Origin of the sequence: Enterobacter sp. RCC_40 (assembly GCF_041360735.1) — a bacterium.
In the GTDB taxonomy this organism is placed as follows: Bacteria; Pseudomonadota; Gammaproteobacteria; order Enterobacterales; family Enterobacteriaceae; genus Enterobacter; species Enterobacter ludwigii.
The window spans coordinates 1-14,993 of sequence record NZ_JBFUPR010000005.1 but is presented as its reverse complement, the minus strand read 5'-3'; the positions used below and the strand labels follow the sequence as shown (position 1 = coordinate 14,993).

Genomic DNA, 14,993 nt, shown 5'->3' with positions numbered 1-14,993 from the left:
TAATGAAAACCGCTTACATCGCAAAACAACGCCAGATCAGCTTCGTTAAATCCCATTTTTCACGTCAGCTGGAAGACAAGCTTGGTCTGATCGAAGTCCAGGCGCCCATTCTCAGCCGCGTGGGTGACGGGACGCAGGACAACCTTTCTGGATGCGAAAAAGCGGTACAGGTGAAAGTGAAAACACTGCCAGACGCCCAGTTCGAAGTGGTGCATTCCCTTGCGAAGTGGAAACGTCAAACCCTGGGACAACACGACTTCAGCGCGGGCGAAGGGCTTTACACGCACATGAAAGCCCTTCGCCCCGATGAAGACCGTCTTACGCCAATGCACTCCGTCTACGTCGATCAATGGGACTGGGAGCGCGTCATGGGCGATGGCGAGCGTCACGTCGGTACGCTGAAATCCACCGTTGAGGCGATCTACGCCGGGATCAAAGCGACCGAAGCGGCAGTGAGCAAAGAGTTTGGTCTGGCACCGTTCCTGCCGGAATCGATCCACTTTGTCCACAGTCAGGAACTGCTGAGCCGTTATCCCGATCTGGATGCCAAAGGCCGTGAGCGTGCGATCGCCAAAGAATTGGGTGCTGTGTTCCTGATCGGGATTGGCGGCAAATTGTCTGACGGTAAACGCCATGATGTGCGTGCGCCGGATTATGATGACTGGAGCACGACGGGTGAGGGCGAATTCGCCGGTCTGAACGGTGATATTCTGGTCTGGAACCCGGTGCTGGAAGATGCGTTCGAGCTCTCTTCAATGGGGATCCGCGTGGATGCTGACGCCCTGAAGCGTCAGCTGGCACTGACCGGGGATGAAGATCGTCTCACGCTGGAGTGGCACCAGGCGTTGCTGCGCGGAGAGATGCCGCAGACCATTGGCGGCGGTATTGGCCAGTCCCGTCTGACCATGCTGCTGTTGCAGCTGCCTCATATTGGTCAGGTGCAGTGCGGTGTCTGGCCACAACAGGTACGCGATCGCGTTGAATCTCTTCTGTAATTAGCGCTGCCAGCGTCTTAGCAGGCGGCTACGTAACCCGGTATCAAAGCGCCAAATATGATCGAAGATGCGCATGATGCCGGGTTTTCCATGGGCAGACATCGCCACAGCATGGAAACGGTGCTGGTGCACTCGCTGTAGCTCCTTCACTTTATTCACCACGTCATCCGGTAGCCGCTGGGCAATAAAATCGGAGATGACCACGGCGTCAGCGTCATACCAGTCTCCGCCCTGCATCCGCTCAACGATGCTTCGAAAACAGCTGGCCAGATCGGTACCGCCACGAAAGCGCTGGCTTAAAAAGCGGATCGCCTGCTCAATACCCTGTTGATGGGTCAATTCATACCCCACAACTTCGCTGGAAAAGAGCATGATGAAGCAGCGACGTCGATCGGCGAGCGCCACGCGCATCAGAGCCAGGCAGAACGCTTTCGCGCACTGTTCGTTAAACCCTCCCATCGAGCCGGACGTATCCACGCACACAATAAAAGGCCCGCGCGGCTGTTCGTCAAAATCCTGATGGATGACCGGGTGCTGGCTGAGCTTTTCACGCCAGGCTTCGCCATGCAACCGGTAGGTCAGAAGCTGTTTTTCCACCAGCCGGCGATAAAACTCGTACTCAAGCTCGGTCATCCCCAGCGTACTCAGCTCCGTGGGCAGCAGGCGCAAAATATCGTCGCTTTGCTGGAGCCCATCCACCTGCTCAGGCACGGTGGCCGGTTCACGGACCAGGGTGCGGAAGGTCTCCATTGGGGCATCTTTCTTTGGGACCGATTTGGCCTCCCGTGAACGACCCAGCTGTTCGGCAAGCTTCATCAGCTCTGGCTGCTGTGCCAGAAAATCGCCGTACTTGACGATGAGCTGGTAATCTCCGCGCCGCAGCTGACCGGCGCTCATATCCCAAAGACGCCCGGCGGCGTTTTCATTTTCCACCAGCACCTGCTCCAGCTGACCGCTTAAGGTCATGCGTTCCTGCACTTCGCTAAGCAGCTGTTCACGCTCCTCATCCAGCAACTGCTGGTTCAACGTTGTGGCCTGCACCACCAGGCTGAGGCGCCAGCGTTGTAAAAAGAGGGTGTGTAGTGCGGGGGTAAACGTGGCGTTATCCGTGACCAGCGCCCGCGCCTGGCTGGCAAACGGAGAGTGTACCGTGTCGAGTAACGTCAGGGTTTGCGGGAGCTGGGCGATAAACTGTGACGTAGAGAGCCGCTGGCACTGCTGATAGCAGGCCACCTCGTCAGTTAATTCAGGGGGGACTTCGGTCTCTTTAAACCGCTGACGCAGGTTTTCGCGCCAGCGCGGGAGATCGTCGGTCATCGCCTTTTTGAGCCGCGGGAATTTTTCAAAAAAAGCCGCCAGCTGCGGGGAGGCCAGAAGGGTGATGACCACCTCTTCGATCAACCCCTCTTCGCTGACGGCCAGCATGACGTTAAGCGTATCCAGCGTTAGCATTGACGAGCCTGTTTGATCTGCGCGCTGACATCCTGCAGGCTGGCTTCGATGCGACCTAACCAGTCGCTATGAATAAAGAGACATTTTTGCTGCTCGCTGAAGCGCGTATGTTGCTGGTGCCATTCCGTATCCAGCGCTTCAAGCTGGCGTTTAATCTCTTCCGGCACGCTGTCAGAGGCGGTTCCCGGAAGCGCAAGACGCGATCCCTGCAGGCTGACGTCGCGGATCACCAGATGCTGGCTGCTGTCTACTTCCAGCGTCAGCGGCTGGGCAAAACCGATGCCGTTAAGTTTGCCGCGGATCTCCCCGCCCTTATCAAGCCACTGAGCCAATGGCTCTCGCTCCACGGTGATATGGACCACCTGCATGTCATGAAGCTTAAGGGGCTGCTGAAGCAGGAGCGTCAGTGTTGTACTGGTCAGTTCGGACGGCAGCTCATAATGCGCTTTGCGGGCGAACATGCCGCCAAGGCGGTTTACTTTCAGCGCTGTTTTGTCGCTTTGTTGTTGCTGCAGCTGAATACGCCGTTGGGCAATCGCCCCGAGCTGGTTGAGCATCGACTGCTGGCCCCAGGCGTGTCCGGTCATCAATACGTCAAGCTGCTGCTGCATCAGATTCATGCCTTCCGCGTCGTGCCAGAGACAATCTTTTAAAAGGATCAGATCGATTGGCGCAACGGCATCGCGGCCGCTGAACAGGGCGCTGGCCTGCAGCAGGCGGATCGCTTTTTTCCAGCGACGATCGGAAACATACGGCGCAGAAGGCAGTAAATCGAGCTGCTGGCGCAGCAGATAGATCAGCTCAAACACCGAATCCGGCAGTGTGATTTTGCCGATATCCTCCTGCCACTGGTAATACTCCTCATCCGTGACCTGCAGCGAAGCGGGGACCGGGTTTTCATTCTCATCCTGCTGGCTGATCAGCATCGAGCGGAAGTTGGATTTATCCTGCACTTTGTCGAGCCACAGGCGGATCAGCATGCGGTCATACAGCGCTTCAAGGCTGCTGTCGGCTTCCGGTAGTTCGTTAGAGGCCGCCACCAGCAGGCGCATCGGGATTTTCTCTTCGCTGGCACCGTTGCGGAATCGGCGTTCGTTTATCGCCGTGAGCAGGGTGTTCAGAATAGCCGGCCCCGCTTTCCAGATCTCATCAAGAAAAACAATTTCCGCTTCCGGAAGATACCCCTCAGTCAGGCGCTGATAGCGCCCCTCATCTTTCAGCGCCTGAATGGAAAGCGGGCCGAAAACTTCTTCTGGGGTGGAAAAGCGGGTCATCAAGTATTCGAAAGCGCGGGCGTTCTGAAAGGCAAATTTCAGCCGGCGGGCAATCAGGCTTTTGGCGATGCCCGGAGGTCCAAGCAGAAAGACGCTTTCGCCGCTCAACGCCGCCAGTAAACAGAGGCGAATGGCGTGGCTACGCTCGAAAAGGCCTTTTTCCAGCGCGCCGCTGAGGCGGGAAATTCTTTCTGCTATTAAATGTGAGTGAGCCATAATAGTTTTGCATCCTTTCGCCGTCGTGGCGGCCAATTGAAGCGAGTATAGACGTTTCAGTCAGGGCTGGTAATAGACTGAAGTGCGGCGCTATTTTCTTTGCGCTACATTAATGCGGTTGCATTTAGGGGTACGATTTTGCATTGAATCGTGCATACTGTGCGCTTTTTGTGGGCCAAGGGACTAAGCACACATTTGTTATTTAAACGAAAAGACTAGTCTATGAGCACTGATAATAAGCAATCATTACCCGCAATAACGCTTGCGGCGATCGGGGTTGTCTACGGTGATATCGGCACCAGCCCGCTTTATACGCTTCGTGAATGTCTGTCCGGTCAGTTTGGTTTTGGTGTTGAGCGCGATGCCGTCTTTGGCTTCCTGTCCCTCATCTTCTGGCTGCTGATCCTGGTGGTTTCAGTGAAATACCTCTCCTTCGTTATGCGTGCAGATAACGCCGGTGAAGGGGGGATCCTGACTCTGATGTCCCTTGCCGGGCGGAATACCTCCGCCAGAATGACGTCGGTGCTGGTCATTATCGGCCTGATTGGCGGCAGCTTCTTCTATGGGGAAGTCGTCATTACTCCCGCGATTTCGGTTCTCTCGGCGATAGAGGGGCTGGAGATTATCGCGCCACAGCTTGATTCGTGGGTTGTTCCGCTGGCGATCCTTGTCCTGACGCTGCTGTTCATCATCCAGAAGCACGGCACCGGGCTGGTGGGCAAGCTGTTCGCTCCGATTATGCTGGCCTGGTTCCTGGTCCTGGCGGCACTCGGTTTACGCAGCATTATTGCTAACCCGGACGTGCTGCATGCGCTGAACCCATACTGGGCCGTGCATTTCTTCCTTGAATACAAAGTGGTTTCCTTCGTCGCGCTCGGTGCCGTCGTGCTCTCTATCACCGGTGTTGAGGCGCTGTATGCCGATATGGGGCACTTCGGGAAACTGCCTATCCGCGTGGCGTGGTTTTTAGTGGTCCTGCCGTCGCTGGTGCTGAACTATTTCGGTCAGGGTGCGCTGCTGCTGCAAAACCCGGAGGCGATTAAGAACCCATTCTTCCTGCTGGCTCCGGACTGGGCGCTGGTGCCCATGCTGATTCTGGCGACGCTGGCGACCGTTATTGCCTCGCAGGCGGTAATTTCAGGTGTGTTCTCTCTGACGCGTCAGGCCGTGCGTCTGGGGTATCTCTCGCCTATGCGCATTATCCATACCTCCGAGATGGAGTCGGGCCAGATTTACATTCCGTTCATCAACTGGCTGCTCTATTTCGCCGTGGTGATTGTCATCGTCAGCTTCGAGCACTCCAGCAACCTGGCGGCGGCGTACGGTATTGCGGTAACCGGTACGATGGTACTGACCTCGCTGCTCTCCACCACGGTAGCGTACCGAAACTGGCACTGGAACAAATTCCTCGTGATGATGATTCTGGTCGGCTTCCTGTGCATTGACGTGCCGCTGTTCTCCGCCAACCTCGACAAGATTGTCTCCGGTGGCTGGCTGCCGCTGACGCTCGGTCTGGTGATGTTCATTGTCATGACCACGTGGAAAAGCGAACGTTTCCGCCTTCTGCGCCGTATGCATGAGCACGGTAACTCCCTGGAGGCTATGATTGCCTCGCTGGAGAAATCGCCGCCGGTACGCGTGCCGGGCACCGCGGTGTATATGTCGCGTGCGCTGAACGTTATCCCGTTTGCGCTGATGCATAACCTCAAGCACAACAAAGTGCTGCACGAGCGCGTGATCCTGCTGACCCTGCGCACCGAAGATGCCCCGTACGTCCACAATGTCCGCCGCGTGCAAATCGAGCAACTGTCGCCGACCTTCTGGCGCGTCGTGGCAAGCTACGGCTGGCGTGAGACACCAAACGTCGAAGAGGTGTTCCATCGCTGCGGTCTGGAAGGTCTGAGCTGTCGCATGATGGAGACCTCGTTCTTTATGTCCCACGAGTCGCTGATTATCGGCAAGCGCCCCTGGTATTTGCGTCTGCGCGGCAAGTTGTACCTTATCCTGCAGCGTAACGCCCTTCGCGCGCCTGACCAGTTTGAGATCCCGCCTAACCGTGTGATTGAGCTGGGAACGCAGGTCGAAATCTAGGTCCTCGTGTGGCCTGATGCCCTCTCCTGGATGGAGAGGGTGCAACCCTAAAAAAACGGTAACCAAAGGGTTACCGTTTTTGCATTTATCGCCTTCTCATTTCACGTAGCGAAACGTTTCGACGCCGATCACAAATCTGTTATGTCATGGTGGTTTTCTGAACACCGTTAAGACTAAACTGATTTCAGCGAAACGTTTCGCTAGTGGAGCAAGAAAATGAAGAAAGGCACCGTTCTTAACGCAGAAATCTCATCGGTTATTTCCCGTCTTGGGCATACCGATACGCTGGTAGTTTGCGATGCAGGCTTACCGGTTCCGCGCAGCACAACCCGTATTGATATGGCGTTAACGCAGGGCGTGCCCTCGTTTATGCAGGTACTGGACGTGGTGACGGCGGAGATGCAGGTTGAGGCGGCCATTCTCGCGACGGAAATTAAACACCATAATCCGCAACTCCACGAAACGTTGCTCAGCCACATTGAGCAACTGCAACAACACCAGGGAAACACCATAGAAATTCGTTACACAACGCACGAGCAATTCAAACAACAAACCGCAGACAGTCAGGCGGTGATTCGCAGCGGGGAGTGTTCCCCGTATGCGAATATCATTCTCTGTGCTGGCGTCACCTTCTGAGGCCATCATGGACGCATTACTGCAACTGAAAGGGATCGATAAAGCGTTCCCGGGCGTAAAAGCTCTCTCTGGCGCGGCTCTGAACGTTTATCCCGGACGCGTAATGGCGCTGGTGGGCGAAAACGGGGCCGGCAAATCCACCATGATGAAAGTGCTGACCGGTATCTATCAACGCGATGCCGGCTCGCTGCTGTGGCTGGGTAAAGAGACCACGTTCAACGGCCCGAAATCCTCCCAGGATGCGGGGATCGGTATTATCCACCAGGAGCTGAACCTGATCCCGCAGCTCAGCATTGCGGAAAACATCTTCCTCGGACGTGAGTTCGTTAACCGGTTTGGCAAAATCGACTGGAAAACGATGTATGCCGAAGCGGATAAACTGCTGGCGAAGCTAAACCTGCGTTTCAAGAGCGACCGTCTGGTGGGCGACCTTTCCATTGGCGATCAGCAAATGGTTGAAATCGCGAAGGTGCTGAGCTTTGAGTCGAAGGTCATCATTATGGATGAACCGACGGACGCGCTGACCGACACTGAAACCGAATCTTTATTCCGCGTTATCCGCGAGCTGAAATCGCAGGGACGCGGGATTGTCTATATCTCTCACCGTATGAAAGAGATTTTCGAGATCTGCGACGACGTAACGGTCTTCCGCGATGGGCAATTCATTGCCGAGCGCGAAGTCGCCACGCTGACCGAAGATACCCTTATCGAAATGATGGTGGGACGTAAGCTCGAAGACCAGTATCCGCATCTGGACAAAGCACCGGGTGAGATCCGCCTTAAGGTGGACAACCTCTGTGGCCCGGGCGTGAACGATGTCACCTTTACCCTGCGCCAGGGGGAGATCCTTGGCGTGGCGGGGTTAATGGGGGCAGGCCGTACCGAGCTGATGAAAGTGCTCTATGGCGCACTGCCGCGTACCAGCGGTTATGTCACGCTCGACGGTCATGAGGTGGTGACTCGCTCTCCACAGGATGGCCTGGCAAACGGCATCGTCTATATCTCCGAAGACCGCAAGCGTGACGGCTTAGTGCTGGGGATGTCGGTAAAAGAGAACATGTCGCTTACTGCCCTGCGCTATTTCAGCCGCAGCGGTGGCAGCCTGAAGCACAAAGATGAACAGCAGGCGGTCAGCGATTTTATCCGTCTCTTCAACGTTAAAACGCCGTCGATGGAGCAGGCGATTGGCCTGTTGTCCGGTGGTAATCAGCAAAAAGTGGCCATTGCGCGTGGTCTGATGACGCGCCCGAAAGTGCTGATCCTTGATGAGCCAACCCGCGGCGTGGACGTGGGGGCCAAGAAAGAGATCTATCAGCTGATTAACCAGTTCAAGGCCGACGGCCTGAGCATCATTCTGGTCTCTTCCGAGATGCCAGAAGTATTAGGCATGAGCGATCGCATTATCGTCATGCATGAAGGGCATCTCGGTGGTGAATTCACTCGCGAGCAGGCCACCCAGGAAGTTCTGATGGCTGCCGCTGTGGGCAAGCTTAATCGCGTGAATCAGGAGTAAGAAGATGACTACCCAGGCTGTTTCTGGTCGCCGTTATTTCACAAAGGCATGGCTGCTGGAACAAAAATCGCTGATTGCCCTGTTGGTGTTGATCGCGATTGTTTCGACCATGAGCCCAAACTTTTTTACCGTTAATAACCTGTTCAATATTCTTCAGCAGACGTCGGTTAACGCCATTATGGCGGTAGGGATGACGCTGGTGATTTTGACATCGGGTATCGATCTGTCCGTCGGTTCCCTGCTGGCGCTCACCGGTGCGGTTGCGGCTTCAATTGTAGGGATTGAGGTCAACGCGCTGGTGGCCGTTGCAGCTGCGCTGGCACTTGGGGCGGCAATTGGTGCCGTGACCGGTGTGATTGTGGCGAAAGGCCGCGTTCAGGCGTTCATTGCGACGCTGGTCATGATGCTCCTGCTGCGCGGTGTCACCATGGTTTATACCAACGGCAGTCCGGTAAATACCGGCTTTACGGATAACGCCGATCTGTTTGGCTGGTTCGGTATTGGTCGTCCGCTGGGTATCCCGACGCCGGTCTGGATCATGGCTATCGTTTTCCTTGCGGCGTGGTACATGCTGCATCACACCCGTCTGGGTCGTTATATCTATGCGCTGGGCGGTAACGAAGCGGCAACGCGTCTGTCCGGGATCAGCGTCAATAAAGTCAAAATCATCGTCTATTCGCTGTGTGGTCTGCTGGCCTCTCTGGCAGGCATCATCGAAGTGGCGCGCCTCTCTTCTGCGCAGCCAACGGCGGGGACGGGGTATGAGCTGGATGCCATTGCGGCAGTCGTTCTGGGCGGTACGAGTCTTGCGGGCGGTAAAGGTCGCATTGTTGGGACATTGATCGGCGCACTGATCCTTGGTTTCCTGAATAATGGTTTGAATTTATTAGGTGTTTCCTCCTATTACCAGATGATCGTTAAAGCAGTGGTGATTTTGCTGGCGGTTCTGGTAGACAACAAAAAACAGTAACTGACGACACTACAGGACATCTTAGATATGAACATGAAAAAACTGGCTACCCTGGTTTCTGCTGTCGCGCTGAGCGCAACCGTAAGTGCTAACGCAATGGCGAAAGACACCATCGCGCTGGTTATCTCCACGCTGAACAACCCGTTCTTCGTCTCTCTGAAGGACGGAGCACAGAAAGAAGCTGACAAACTGGGCTACAACCTGGTGGTGCTGGACTCTCAGAACAACCCGGCGAAAGAGCTGGCAAACGTTCAGGACTTAACCGTACGTGGCACCAAAATCCTGCTGATCAACCCAACGGATTCTGACGCCGTGGGTAACGCCGTGAAGATGGCAAACCAGGCGAAGATCCCGGTCATCACCCTTGACCGTCAGGCGACGAAAGGCGACGTAGTCAGCCACATCGCTTCTGATAACGTACTGGGTGGCAAAATCGCGGGTGACTACATCGCGAAGAAAGCGGGTGAAGGCGCGAAAGTTATCGAACTGCAGGGTATTGCCGGTACGTCAGCGGCGCGTGAGCGTGGTGAAGGCTTCCAGCAGGCTGTTGCAGCGCACAAATTTAACGTACTGGCCAGCCAGCCTGCTGACTTCGACCGCACGAAAGGTCTGAACGTGATGCAGAACCTGCTGACCGCGCACCCTGACGTGCAGGCTGTGTTTGCACAGAACGACGAAATGGCGCTGGGCGCGCTGCGTGCTCTGCAGACCGCAGGTAAATCTGATGTGATGGTTGTCGGATTTGACGGCACGCCGGATGGTGAAAAAGCAGTAAAAGATGGCAAACTGGCGGCGACCATCGCTCAGCTGCCTGAGCAGATCGGCGCAACGGGCGTGCAGACTGCTGATAAAGTGCTGAAGGGCGAAAAAGTTCAGGCCAAATATCCTGTTGACCTGAAACTGGTCATCAAGCAGTAAAAGGCGAATCAGGCAGTCGCTGGCTGCCTGAGGGACACCCTATAAAGAAAAGTGTGGCATACGCCACCGGGTCACACCGGTGGCGCTCTCAGATGGACACCTCAACCATGAAAACCGCAGGCAATCTTGTCGTCCTTGGCAGTATCAATGCCGATCACATTCTTAACCTTGAATCGTTCCCGACACCGGGCGAAACCGTCACCGGTAATCAGTATCAGGTGGCATTCGGCGGTAAGGGCGCCAACCAGGCCGTCGCCGCAGGACGCAGTGGGGCGAAGATCGCCTTTATTGCCTGCACGGGTGATGACGATACCGGTGAGCGCGTACGCAAACAGCTGGCCAGCGATAACATTGATATTGCGCCTGTCAGCGTTGTCGAAGGGGAATCAACCGGCGTGGCGCTGATTTTCGTCAACGCGGAAGGTGAGAATGTCATCGGTATTCATGCGGGGGCTAACGCCGCGCTGACCACTGAGCGGGTAAACGCGCAGCGCGAGATCATCGCGAATGCCGAAGCGCTTCTGATGCAGCTGGAATCACCTGTTGAAAGCGTCCTGGCGGCCGCAGAGATAGCGCATCAAAATCATACCACTGTCGTACTCAATCCTGCGCCTGCGCGGGTATTATCAGACGAGCTGCTGGCGCTGGTGGATATCATTACCCCGAACGAAACTGAAGCGGAGAAACTGACAGGCGTTCGCGTTGAAAATGATGACGACGCCGCGCGGGCGGCGAAAGTGCTGCACGATAAAGGCATCGGCACCGTTATCATTACCCTTGGCAGTCGTGGAGTGTGGGCCAGCGTAAACGGGGAAGGCCGTCGCGTGCCAGGCTTTAAGGTTAAGGCGATTGATACCATCGCGGCGGGAGATACCTTTAACGGTGCATTGGTGACTGCGCTGCTGGAAGGCAAGAGAATGGATGATGCTATTCGCTTTGCCCATGCCGCCGCGGCGATTGCCGTAACGCGCAAAGGTGCCCAGCCTTCCGTTCCGTGGCGTAAAGAGATTGATGAATTCTTAAGTCAGCAGGGGTAACGCTTGGCCACAATGAAAGATGTCGCCCGCCAGGCGGGCGTTTCTACGTCGACAGTCTCCCACGTCATTAATAACGATCGCTTCGTTAGCGAGGCGATTCGGGAAAAAGTCGAAGCCGCGGTTAAAGATCTCAACTATGCGCCGTCCGCGCTGGCGCGCAGCCTCAAGCTCAACCAGACGCGCACCATCGGCATGCTGATCACCGCCAGTACCAACCCCTTTTATTCTGAACTTGTTCGCGGTGTCGAACGCAGCTGCTTCGAGCGTGGTTACAGCCTGGTGCTGTGCAATACCGAAGGGGATGAGCAGCGAATGAACCGCAACCTGGAGACGCTGATGCAAAAACGCGTCGACGGGTTACTGCTGCTGTGTACCGAAACACATCAGCCCTCGAAAGAGATTATTCAGCGCTACCCTTCTATTCCCACGGTGATGATGGACTGGGCGCCGTTCGACGGTACCAGCGATCTCATTCAGGATAACTCGCTGCTGGGAGGTGACATGGCCACCCAGTATCTGATCGATAAAGGCTATACCCGCATCGCCTGCATTACCGGCCCCCTGGATAAAACCCCGGCGCGCTTGCGTCTTGAGGGGTATCTTTCTGCGATGGCGCGGGCGGGGCTTACTGTTCCGGATGGCTACCGTATTACCGGTGATTTCGAATTTAACGGCGGCTTTGAAGCTATGCAGAAATTGCTGTCGCAAGCGCAGCGTCCGCAGGCTGTGTTTATCGGCAACGATGCGATGGCGTTTGGCGCGTATCAGGCGTTATATCAGGCGGGGCTGCGTGTTCCACACGATATGGCGGTGATTGGTTACGATGACATTGAACTGGCCCGCTACATGACGCCGCCGCTCACCACGATTCATCAGCCAAAAGATGAACTGGGCGAGCTGGCCATCGATGTGCTTATCCACCGAATGGCCGAGCCCGGCCTGCAGCAGCAACGTCTGCAGCTTACTCCTGTTCTGATGGAACGGGGTTCGGTTTAGCTTTTGCTTTGTGGCGCTCTTTGATCAGGTTGCGGCCATCTTTGGGTTTTAACAGCATAAAGACCAGCGCCGACACGACGGTGAGTGCGCCCATGGTAATAAAGGTATAGTGGAACTGTTCGACGGTGTTCGCGCTGTCAAAACCTTCATAAAACCGCAGTACCGCCGCACTGACGGCCACCCCCAGACTGATCGACAACTGCTGAGTCACTGCCAGCACGCTGTTGCCGCTACTGGCGTTATCGTCGGTCAGGTCGGCGAGGGTGATGGTGTTCATCGACGTGAACTGTGTCGACATTGCCATTCCCAGCACAAACAGGGGCAGGATCAGCATCCAGACCGGTAAAGAGGCGGATTGCAGGGAGAACTGCGCGATCATCAGCCCGATAAAGACCGTTACACCTACCAGCGTCTTACGATAGCCAAACCAGCGCAACACCTGCGTGACGGTTGATTTGGCCAGAATAGAGCCCATCGCCGTGGGTGCCATCATGCAACCGGCAATCAGAGCCGGGTAGCCGAAACCCACCTGCAGCATCAGTGGCATCAGGAACGGCACGCAGCCCGTCCCCAGGCGTGAGGCAATGTTGCCCGCAATCCCCACGGAAAACGTTCGGGTGTTAAACAGCGACAGAGAAATTAACGGCGTCGGGTGACGGCGTGCATGACGTATATAAAGAAGGAACAGCAAAATACCGCCGAGGATGACGGAGAGTGCAATCCATGTCGCCACGATCTTCTCACCAAACAGCTCCATCCCACTGGAGAAGAGCACCAGGCTCAGGCCAAACAGGAAAAAACCACGCATATCGAAACGGCGTCTTGGGGTGGTGAAGTTCGGCATATATTTGCGGGCATAAAGCAGCCCCGCGACGCCAATGGGAATATTAATCAGGAAGATCCAGTGCCAGCTTGCCCAGGTGACGAATACCCCGCCGAGAACCGGACCCAGTATGGGGCCGACCAGGCCGGGCATCGTGACGAAGTTGAGCACAGGAAGCAGTTCGCTGCGCGGATAGGCGCGCAGTAACGCCAGACGCGCCACGGGCATCATCATCGCCCCGCCAACGCCCTGAAGAACACGGAAGATGACCAGCTCTGTAAGAGACGTTGACAGCGCACAGGCCAAAGAGCCGAGCGTAAAGAGCGTCACGGCCAGCATGAATATTTTGCGGGTGCCGAAGCGGTCAGCCAGCCAGCCGCTCACCGGAATGAGCATCGCGACAGTCAGGGTATAACTGATGATGGCGGACTGCATCGCCAGCGGGGATCGGTTAAGGCTTTGTGCAATCGCGGGTAGCGCTGTGTTGAGGATGGTGGCATCCAGTGCCTGCATAAAGAACGCCATGGCTGCAATCCACGGCAATCCGGCCATGCTGCGCGCTTTTCTCTCTCTCATTTATGTACCTGCTGGTGGGTTGGCGCGGCCAGCAATGCCTGGCATGCATCCTGGGCTCGCTGCCCGTCGCTCTCCTGAATGGCATCAACAATCGCCTGGTGCAAATCCAGCTTTACCACTTCGTCTTGCGTAATAGAGGTAAAGTAGGTGTGGTATACCGAATGGAATAAAGAGGCAAAGGATGTCAGGAACGGATTGGCGCTCATCATATAGATGTGTTCATGCCAGGCCATATCGACCTCAATCCAGCGTTCGCGGTTGAAGTGCTTTTTCAGGAACACCATCTCTTCCATCAGGGCATTGAGCTGCGCTTTCTGTTCTGCCGTCCCGAGCGTGGCGGCAAGGAGGCAGGCCTGAGGTTCAAGACTGCTGCGCATCACCAGGAAGTGATCGACGACCTGATGAAAGTTATCTTCCGTCATCCACCATGAGAGCAGTTCCTGATCGAGGAAGTTCCAGTTGCTCTGTGGCATCACACGCGTACCAATGCGAGGACGCGGAAGTACCATGCCTTTTGCCGTTAAGGTTTTCACCGCTTCGCGAACGGCGGTACGGCTCACCCCAAACTGCTCACCCAACTCCATTTCACCCGGCAGGATGCTCCCCGGGGCATATTTACCCGCTAAAATCAGCTGAGCCAGTTTTTCTGCCAGCACATACGACAGGTTTTTTTGGGCAGCCAGTTGTTGTGCGCTTAATGGCATCGCGTTTATTCCTTAAAGATTCATGCTGATAATTATGCCACCTCGGGTGTTATTGTGGTTGCAGATACATCAAATAGAACAGTTTGTAGCTTGATTTCACCCCTGTTGGTGAAAAAAAACACGGACAGAAACTTTTTTTGAATTTCCTCTTGTCACTTCAGAATAACTCCCTATAATGCGCCTCCACTGACACGGAACAACGGCACACACGCCGCCGGGTCAGCAGAGATAAGCGAAAATAAATGCTTGACTCTGAAGCGGGAAAGCGTAATATGCACACCCCGCGCCGCAGCGAAAACGAAGCGGCACTGCTCTTTAACAATTTATCAGACAATCTGTGTGGGCACTCAAAGTGACATGGATTCTTAATGTCTTCGGACAAAAAATGAATACCAAGTCTCTGAGTGAACATACGTAATTCATTACGAAGTTTAATTCACGAGCATCAAACTTAAATTGAAGAGTTTGATCATGGCTCAGATTGAACGCTGGCGGCAGGCCTAACACATGCAAGTCGAACGGTAGCACAGAGAGCTTGCTCTCGGGTGACGAGTGGCGGACGGGTGAGTAATGTCTGGGAAACTGCCTGATGGAGGGGGATAACTACTGGAAACGGTAGCTAATACCGCATAACGTCGCAAGACCAAAGAGGGGGACCTTCGGGCCTCTTGCCATCAGATGTGCCCAGATGGGATTAGCTAGTAGGTGGGGTAATGGCTCACCTAGGCGACGATCCCTAGCTGGTCTGAGAGGATGACCAGCCACACTGGAACTGAGACACGGTCCAGACTC

At 55.4% G+C, this 14,993-nt stretch carries 12 protein-coding genes and 1 rRNA gene; 9 read left to right on the top strand and 4 right to left on the bottom strand.

Annotated elements, in window-relative coordinates; all coding sequences use genetic code 11:
- The first annotated feature begins 2 nt into the window (after positions 1-2).
- On the top strand, positions 3-995 hold the full coding sequence (gene asnA / locus AB6731_RS17025) for an aspartate--ammonia ligase (protein WP_014172274.1): 993 nt from the start codon (positions 3-5) through the stop codon (positions 993-995).
- Here asnA and viaA read toward each other — a convergent pair whose 3' ends face one another.
- Together viaA and ravA are read right to left on the bottom strand one after the other, a co-directional pair.
- Positions 996-2,447: an ATPase RavA stimulator ViaA gene (viaA, locus tag AB6731_RS17020; protein ID WP_333179428.1), complete on the bottom strand. Its 1,452-nt coding sequence runs from the start codon at positions 2,445-2,447 to the stop codon at positions 996-998.
- Positions 2,441-3,937 carry an ATPase RavA gene (gene ravA / locus AB6731_RS17015; RefSeq protein ID WP_041162920.1) on the bottom strand — a complete coding sequence of 499 codons (1,497 nt, stop codon included), beginning with the start codon at positions 3,935-3,937 and terminating at the stop codon, positions 2,441-2,443. Before ravA ends, viaA begins: the two co-directional genes overlap by 7 nt.
- A gap of 222 nt (positions 3,938-4,159) precedes the next feature.
- Here ravA and kup point away from each other — a divergent pair, with 222 nt between their 5' ends.
- The 7 genes from kup (at position 4,160) to rbsR (ending at position 12,098) form a co-directional block, all read left to right on the top strand.
- On the top strand, positions 4,160-6,028 hold the full coding sequence (gene kup / locus AB6731_RS17010) for a low affinity potassium transporter Kup (RefSeq protein WP_014172271.1): 1,869 nt from the start codon (positions 4,160-4,162) through the stop codon (positions 6,026-6,028).
- 216 nt (positions 6,029-6,244) lie between these two features.
- Positions 6,245-6,664 (top strand): D-ribose pyranase, encoded by a 420-nt coding sequence (gene rbsD, locus AB6731_RS17005; RefSeq protein WP_020882770.1) that lies wholly within the window; start codon positions 6,245-6,247, stop codon positions 6,662-6,664.
- Between the two features lie 7 nt (positions 6,665-6,671).
- On the top strand, positions 6,672-8,177 hold the full coding sequence (rbsA, locus tag AB6731_RS17000) for a ribose ABC transporter ATP-binding protein RbsA (protein WP_020882771.1): 1,506 nt from the start codon (positions 6,672-6,674) through the stop codon (positions 8,175-8,177).
- A 4-nt stretch (positions 8,178-8,181) separates the two neighbouring features.
- Positions 8,182-9,147, top strand: a complete 966-nt coding sequence (rbsC, locus tag AB6731_RS16995) for a ribose ABC transporter permease (RefSeq protein ID WP_020882772.1) — start codon at positions 8,182-8,184, stop codon at positions 9,145-9,147.
- A 27-nt stretch (positions 9,148-9,174) separates the two neighbouring features.
- Entirely contained in the window at positions 9,175-10,065 is an 891-nt protein-coding gene (rbsB, locus tag AB6731_RS16990) for a ribose ABC transporter substrate-binding protein RbsB (RefSeq protein ID WP_014172267.1), read from the top strand.
- Between the two features lie 107 nt (positions 10,066-10,172).
- Complete coding sequence (gene rbsK / locus AB6731_RS16985) at positions 10,173-11,102, top strand: ribokinase (RefSeq protein ID WP_020882773.1); 930 nt, start codon at positions 10,173-10,175, stop codon at positions 11,100-11,102.
- 3 nt (positions 11,103-11,105) lie between these two features.
- Entirely contained in the window at positions 11,106-12,098 is a 993-nt protein-coding gene (gene rbsR / locus AB6731_RS16980; protein ID WP_072255737.1) for a ribose operon transcriptional repressor RbsR, read from the top strand.
- Here rbsR and mdtD read toward each other — a convergent pair.
- The gene (mdtD, locus tag AB6731_RS16975) at positions 12,064-13,497 is read right to left on the bottom strand and encodes a multidrug transporter subunit MdtD (RefSeq protein ID WP_020882775.1); all 1,434 of its coding nucleotides are present in this window, start codon (positions 13,495-13,497) and stop codon (positions 12,064-12,066) included. The genes rbsR and mdtD overlap by 35 nt on opposite strands.
- Positions 13,494-14,201: a FadR/GntR family transcriptional regulator gene (locus AB6731_RS16970; protein ID WP_020882776.1), complete on the bottom strand. Its 708-nt coding sequence runs from the start codon at positions 14,199-14,201 to the stop codon at positions 13,494-13,496. The genes mdtD and AB6731_RS16970 overlap by 4 nt, the downstream gene beginning before the upstream one ends.
- A 453-nt stretch (positions 14,202-14,654) precedes the next feature.
- Here AB6731_RS16970 and AB6731_RS16965 point away from each other — a divergent pair.
- Positions 14,655-14,993: ribosomal RNA gene (locus AB6731_RS16965) — 16S ribosomal RNA — on the top strand; the annotation flags it as partial.

Excerpts from the sequence above, each read along its gene's own strand:
- asnA (WP_014172274.1), top strand. The coding sequence starts at position 3 with ATGAAAACCGCTTACATCGCAAAACAACGCCAGATCAGCTTCGTTAAA.
- viaA (WP_333179428.1), bottom strand. The coding sequence starts at position 2,447 with ATGCTAACGCTGGATACGCTTAACGTCATGCTGGCCGTCAGCGAAGAG.
- ravA (WP_041162920.1), bottom strand. The coding sequence starts at position 3,937 with ATGGCTCACTCACATTTAATAGCAGAAAGAATTTCCCGCCTCAGCGGC.
- kup (WP_014172271.1), top strand. The coding sequence starts at position 4,160 with ATGAGCACTGATAATAAGCAATCATTACCCGCAATAACGCTTGCGGCG.
- rbsD (WP_020882770.1), top strand. The coding sequence starts at position 6,245 with ATGAAGAAAGGCACCGTTCTTAACGCAGAAATCTCATCGGTTATTTCC.
- rbsA (WP_020882771.1), top strand. The coding sequence starts at position 6,672 with ATGGACGCATTACTGCAACTGAAAGGGATCGATAAAGCGTTCCCGGGC.
- rbsC (WP_020882772.1), top strand. The coding sequence starts at position 8,182 with ATGACTACCCAGGCTGTTTCTGGTCGCCGTTATTTCACAAAGGCATGG.
- rbsB (WP_014172267.1), top strand. The coding sequence starts at position 9,175 with ATGAACATGAAAAAACTGGCTACCCTGGTTTCTGCTGTCGCGCTGAGC.
- rbsK (WP_020882773.1), top strand. The coding sequence starts at position 10,173 with ATGAAAACCGCAGGCAATCTTGTCGTCCTTGGCAGTATCAATGCCGAT.
- mdtD (WP_020882775.1), bottom strand. The coding sequence starts at position 13,497 with ATGAGAGAGAGAAAAGCGCGCAGCATGGCCGGATTGCCGTGGATTGCA.
- AB6731_RS16970 (WP_020882776.1), bottom strand. The coding sequence starts at position 14,201 with ATGCCATTAAGCGCACAACAACTGGCTGCCCAAAAAAACCTGTCGTAT.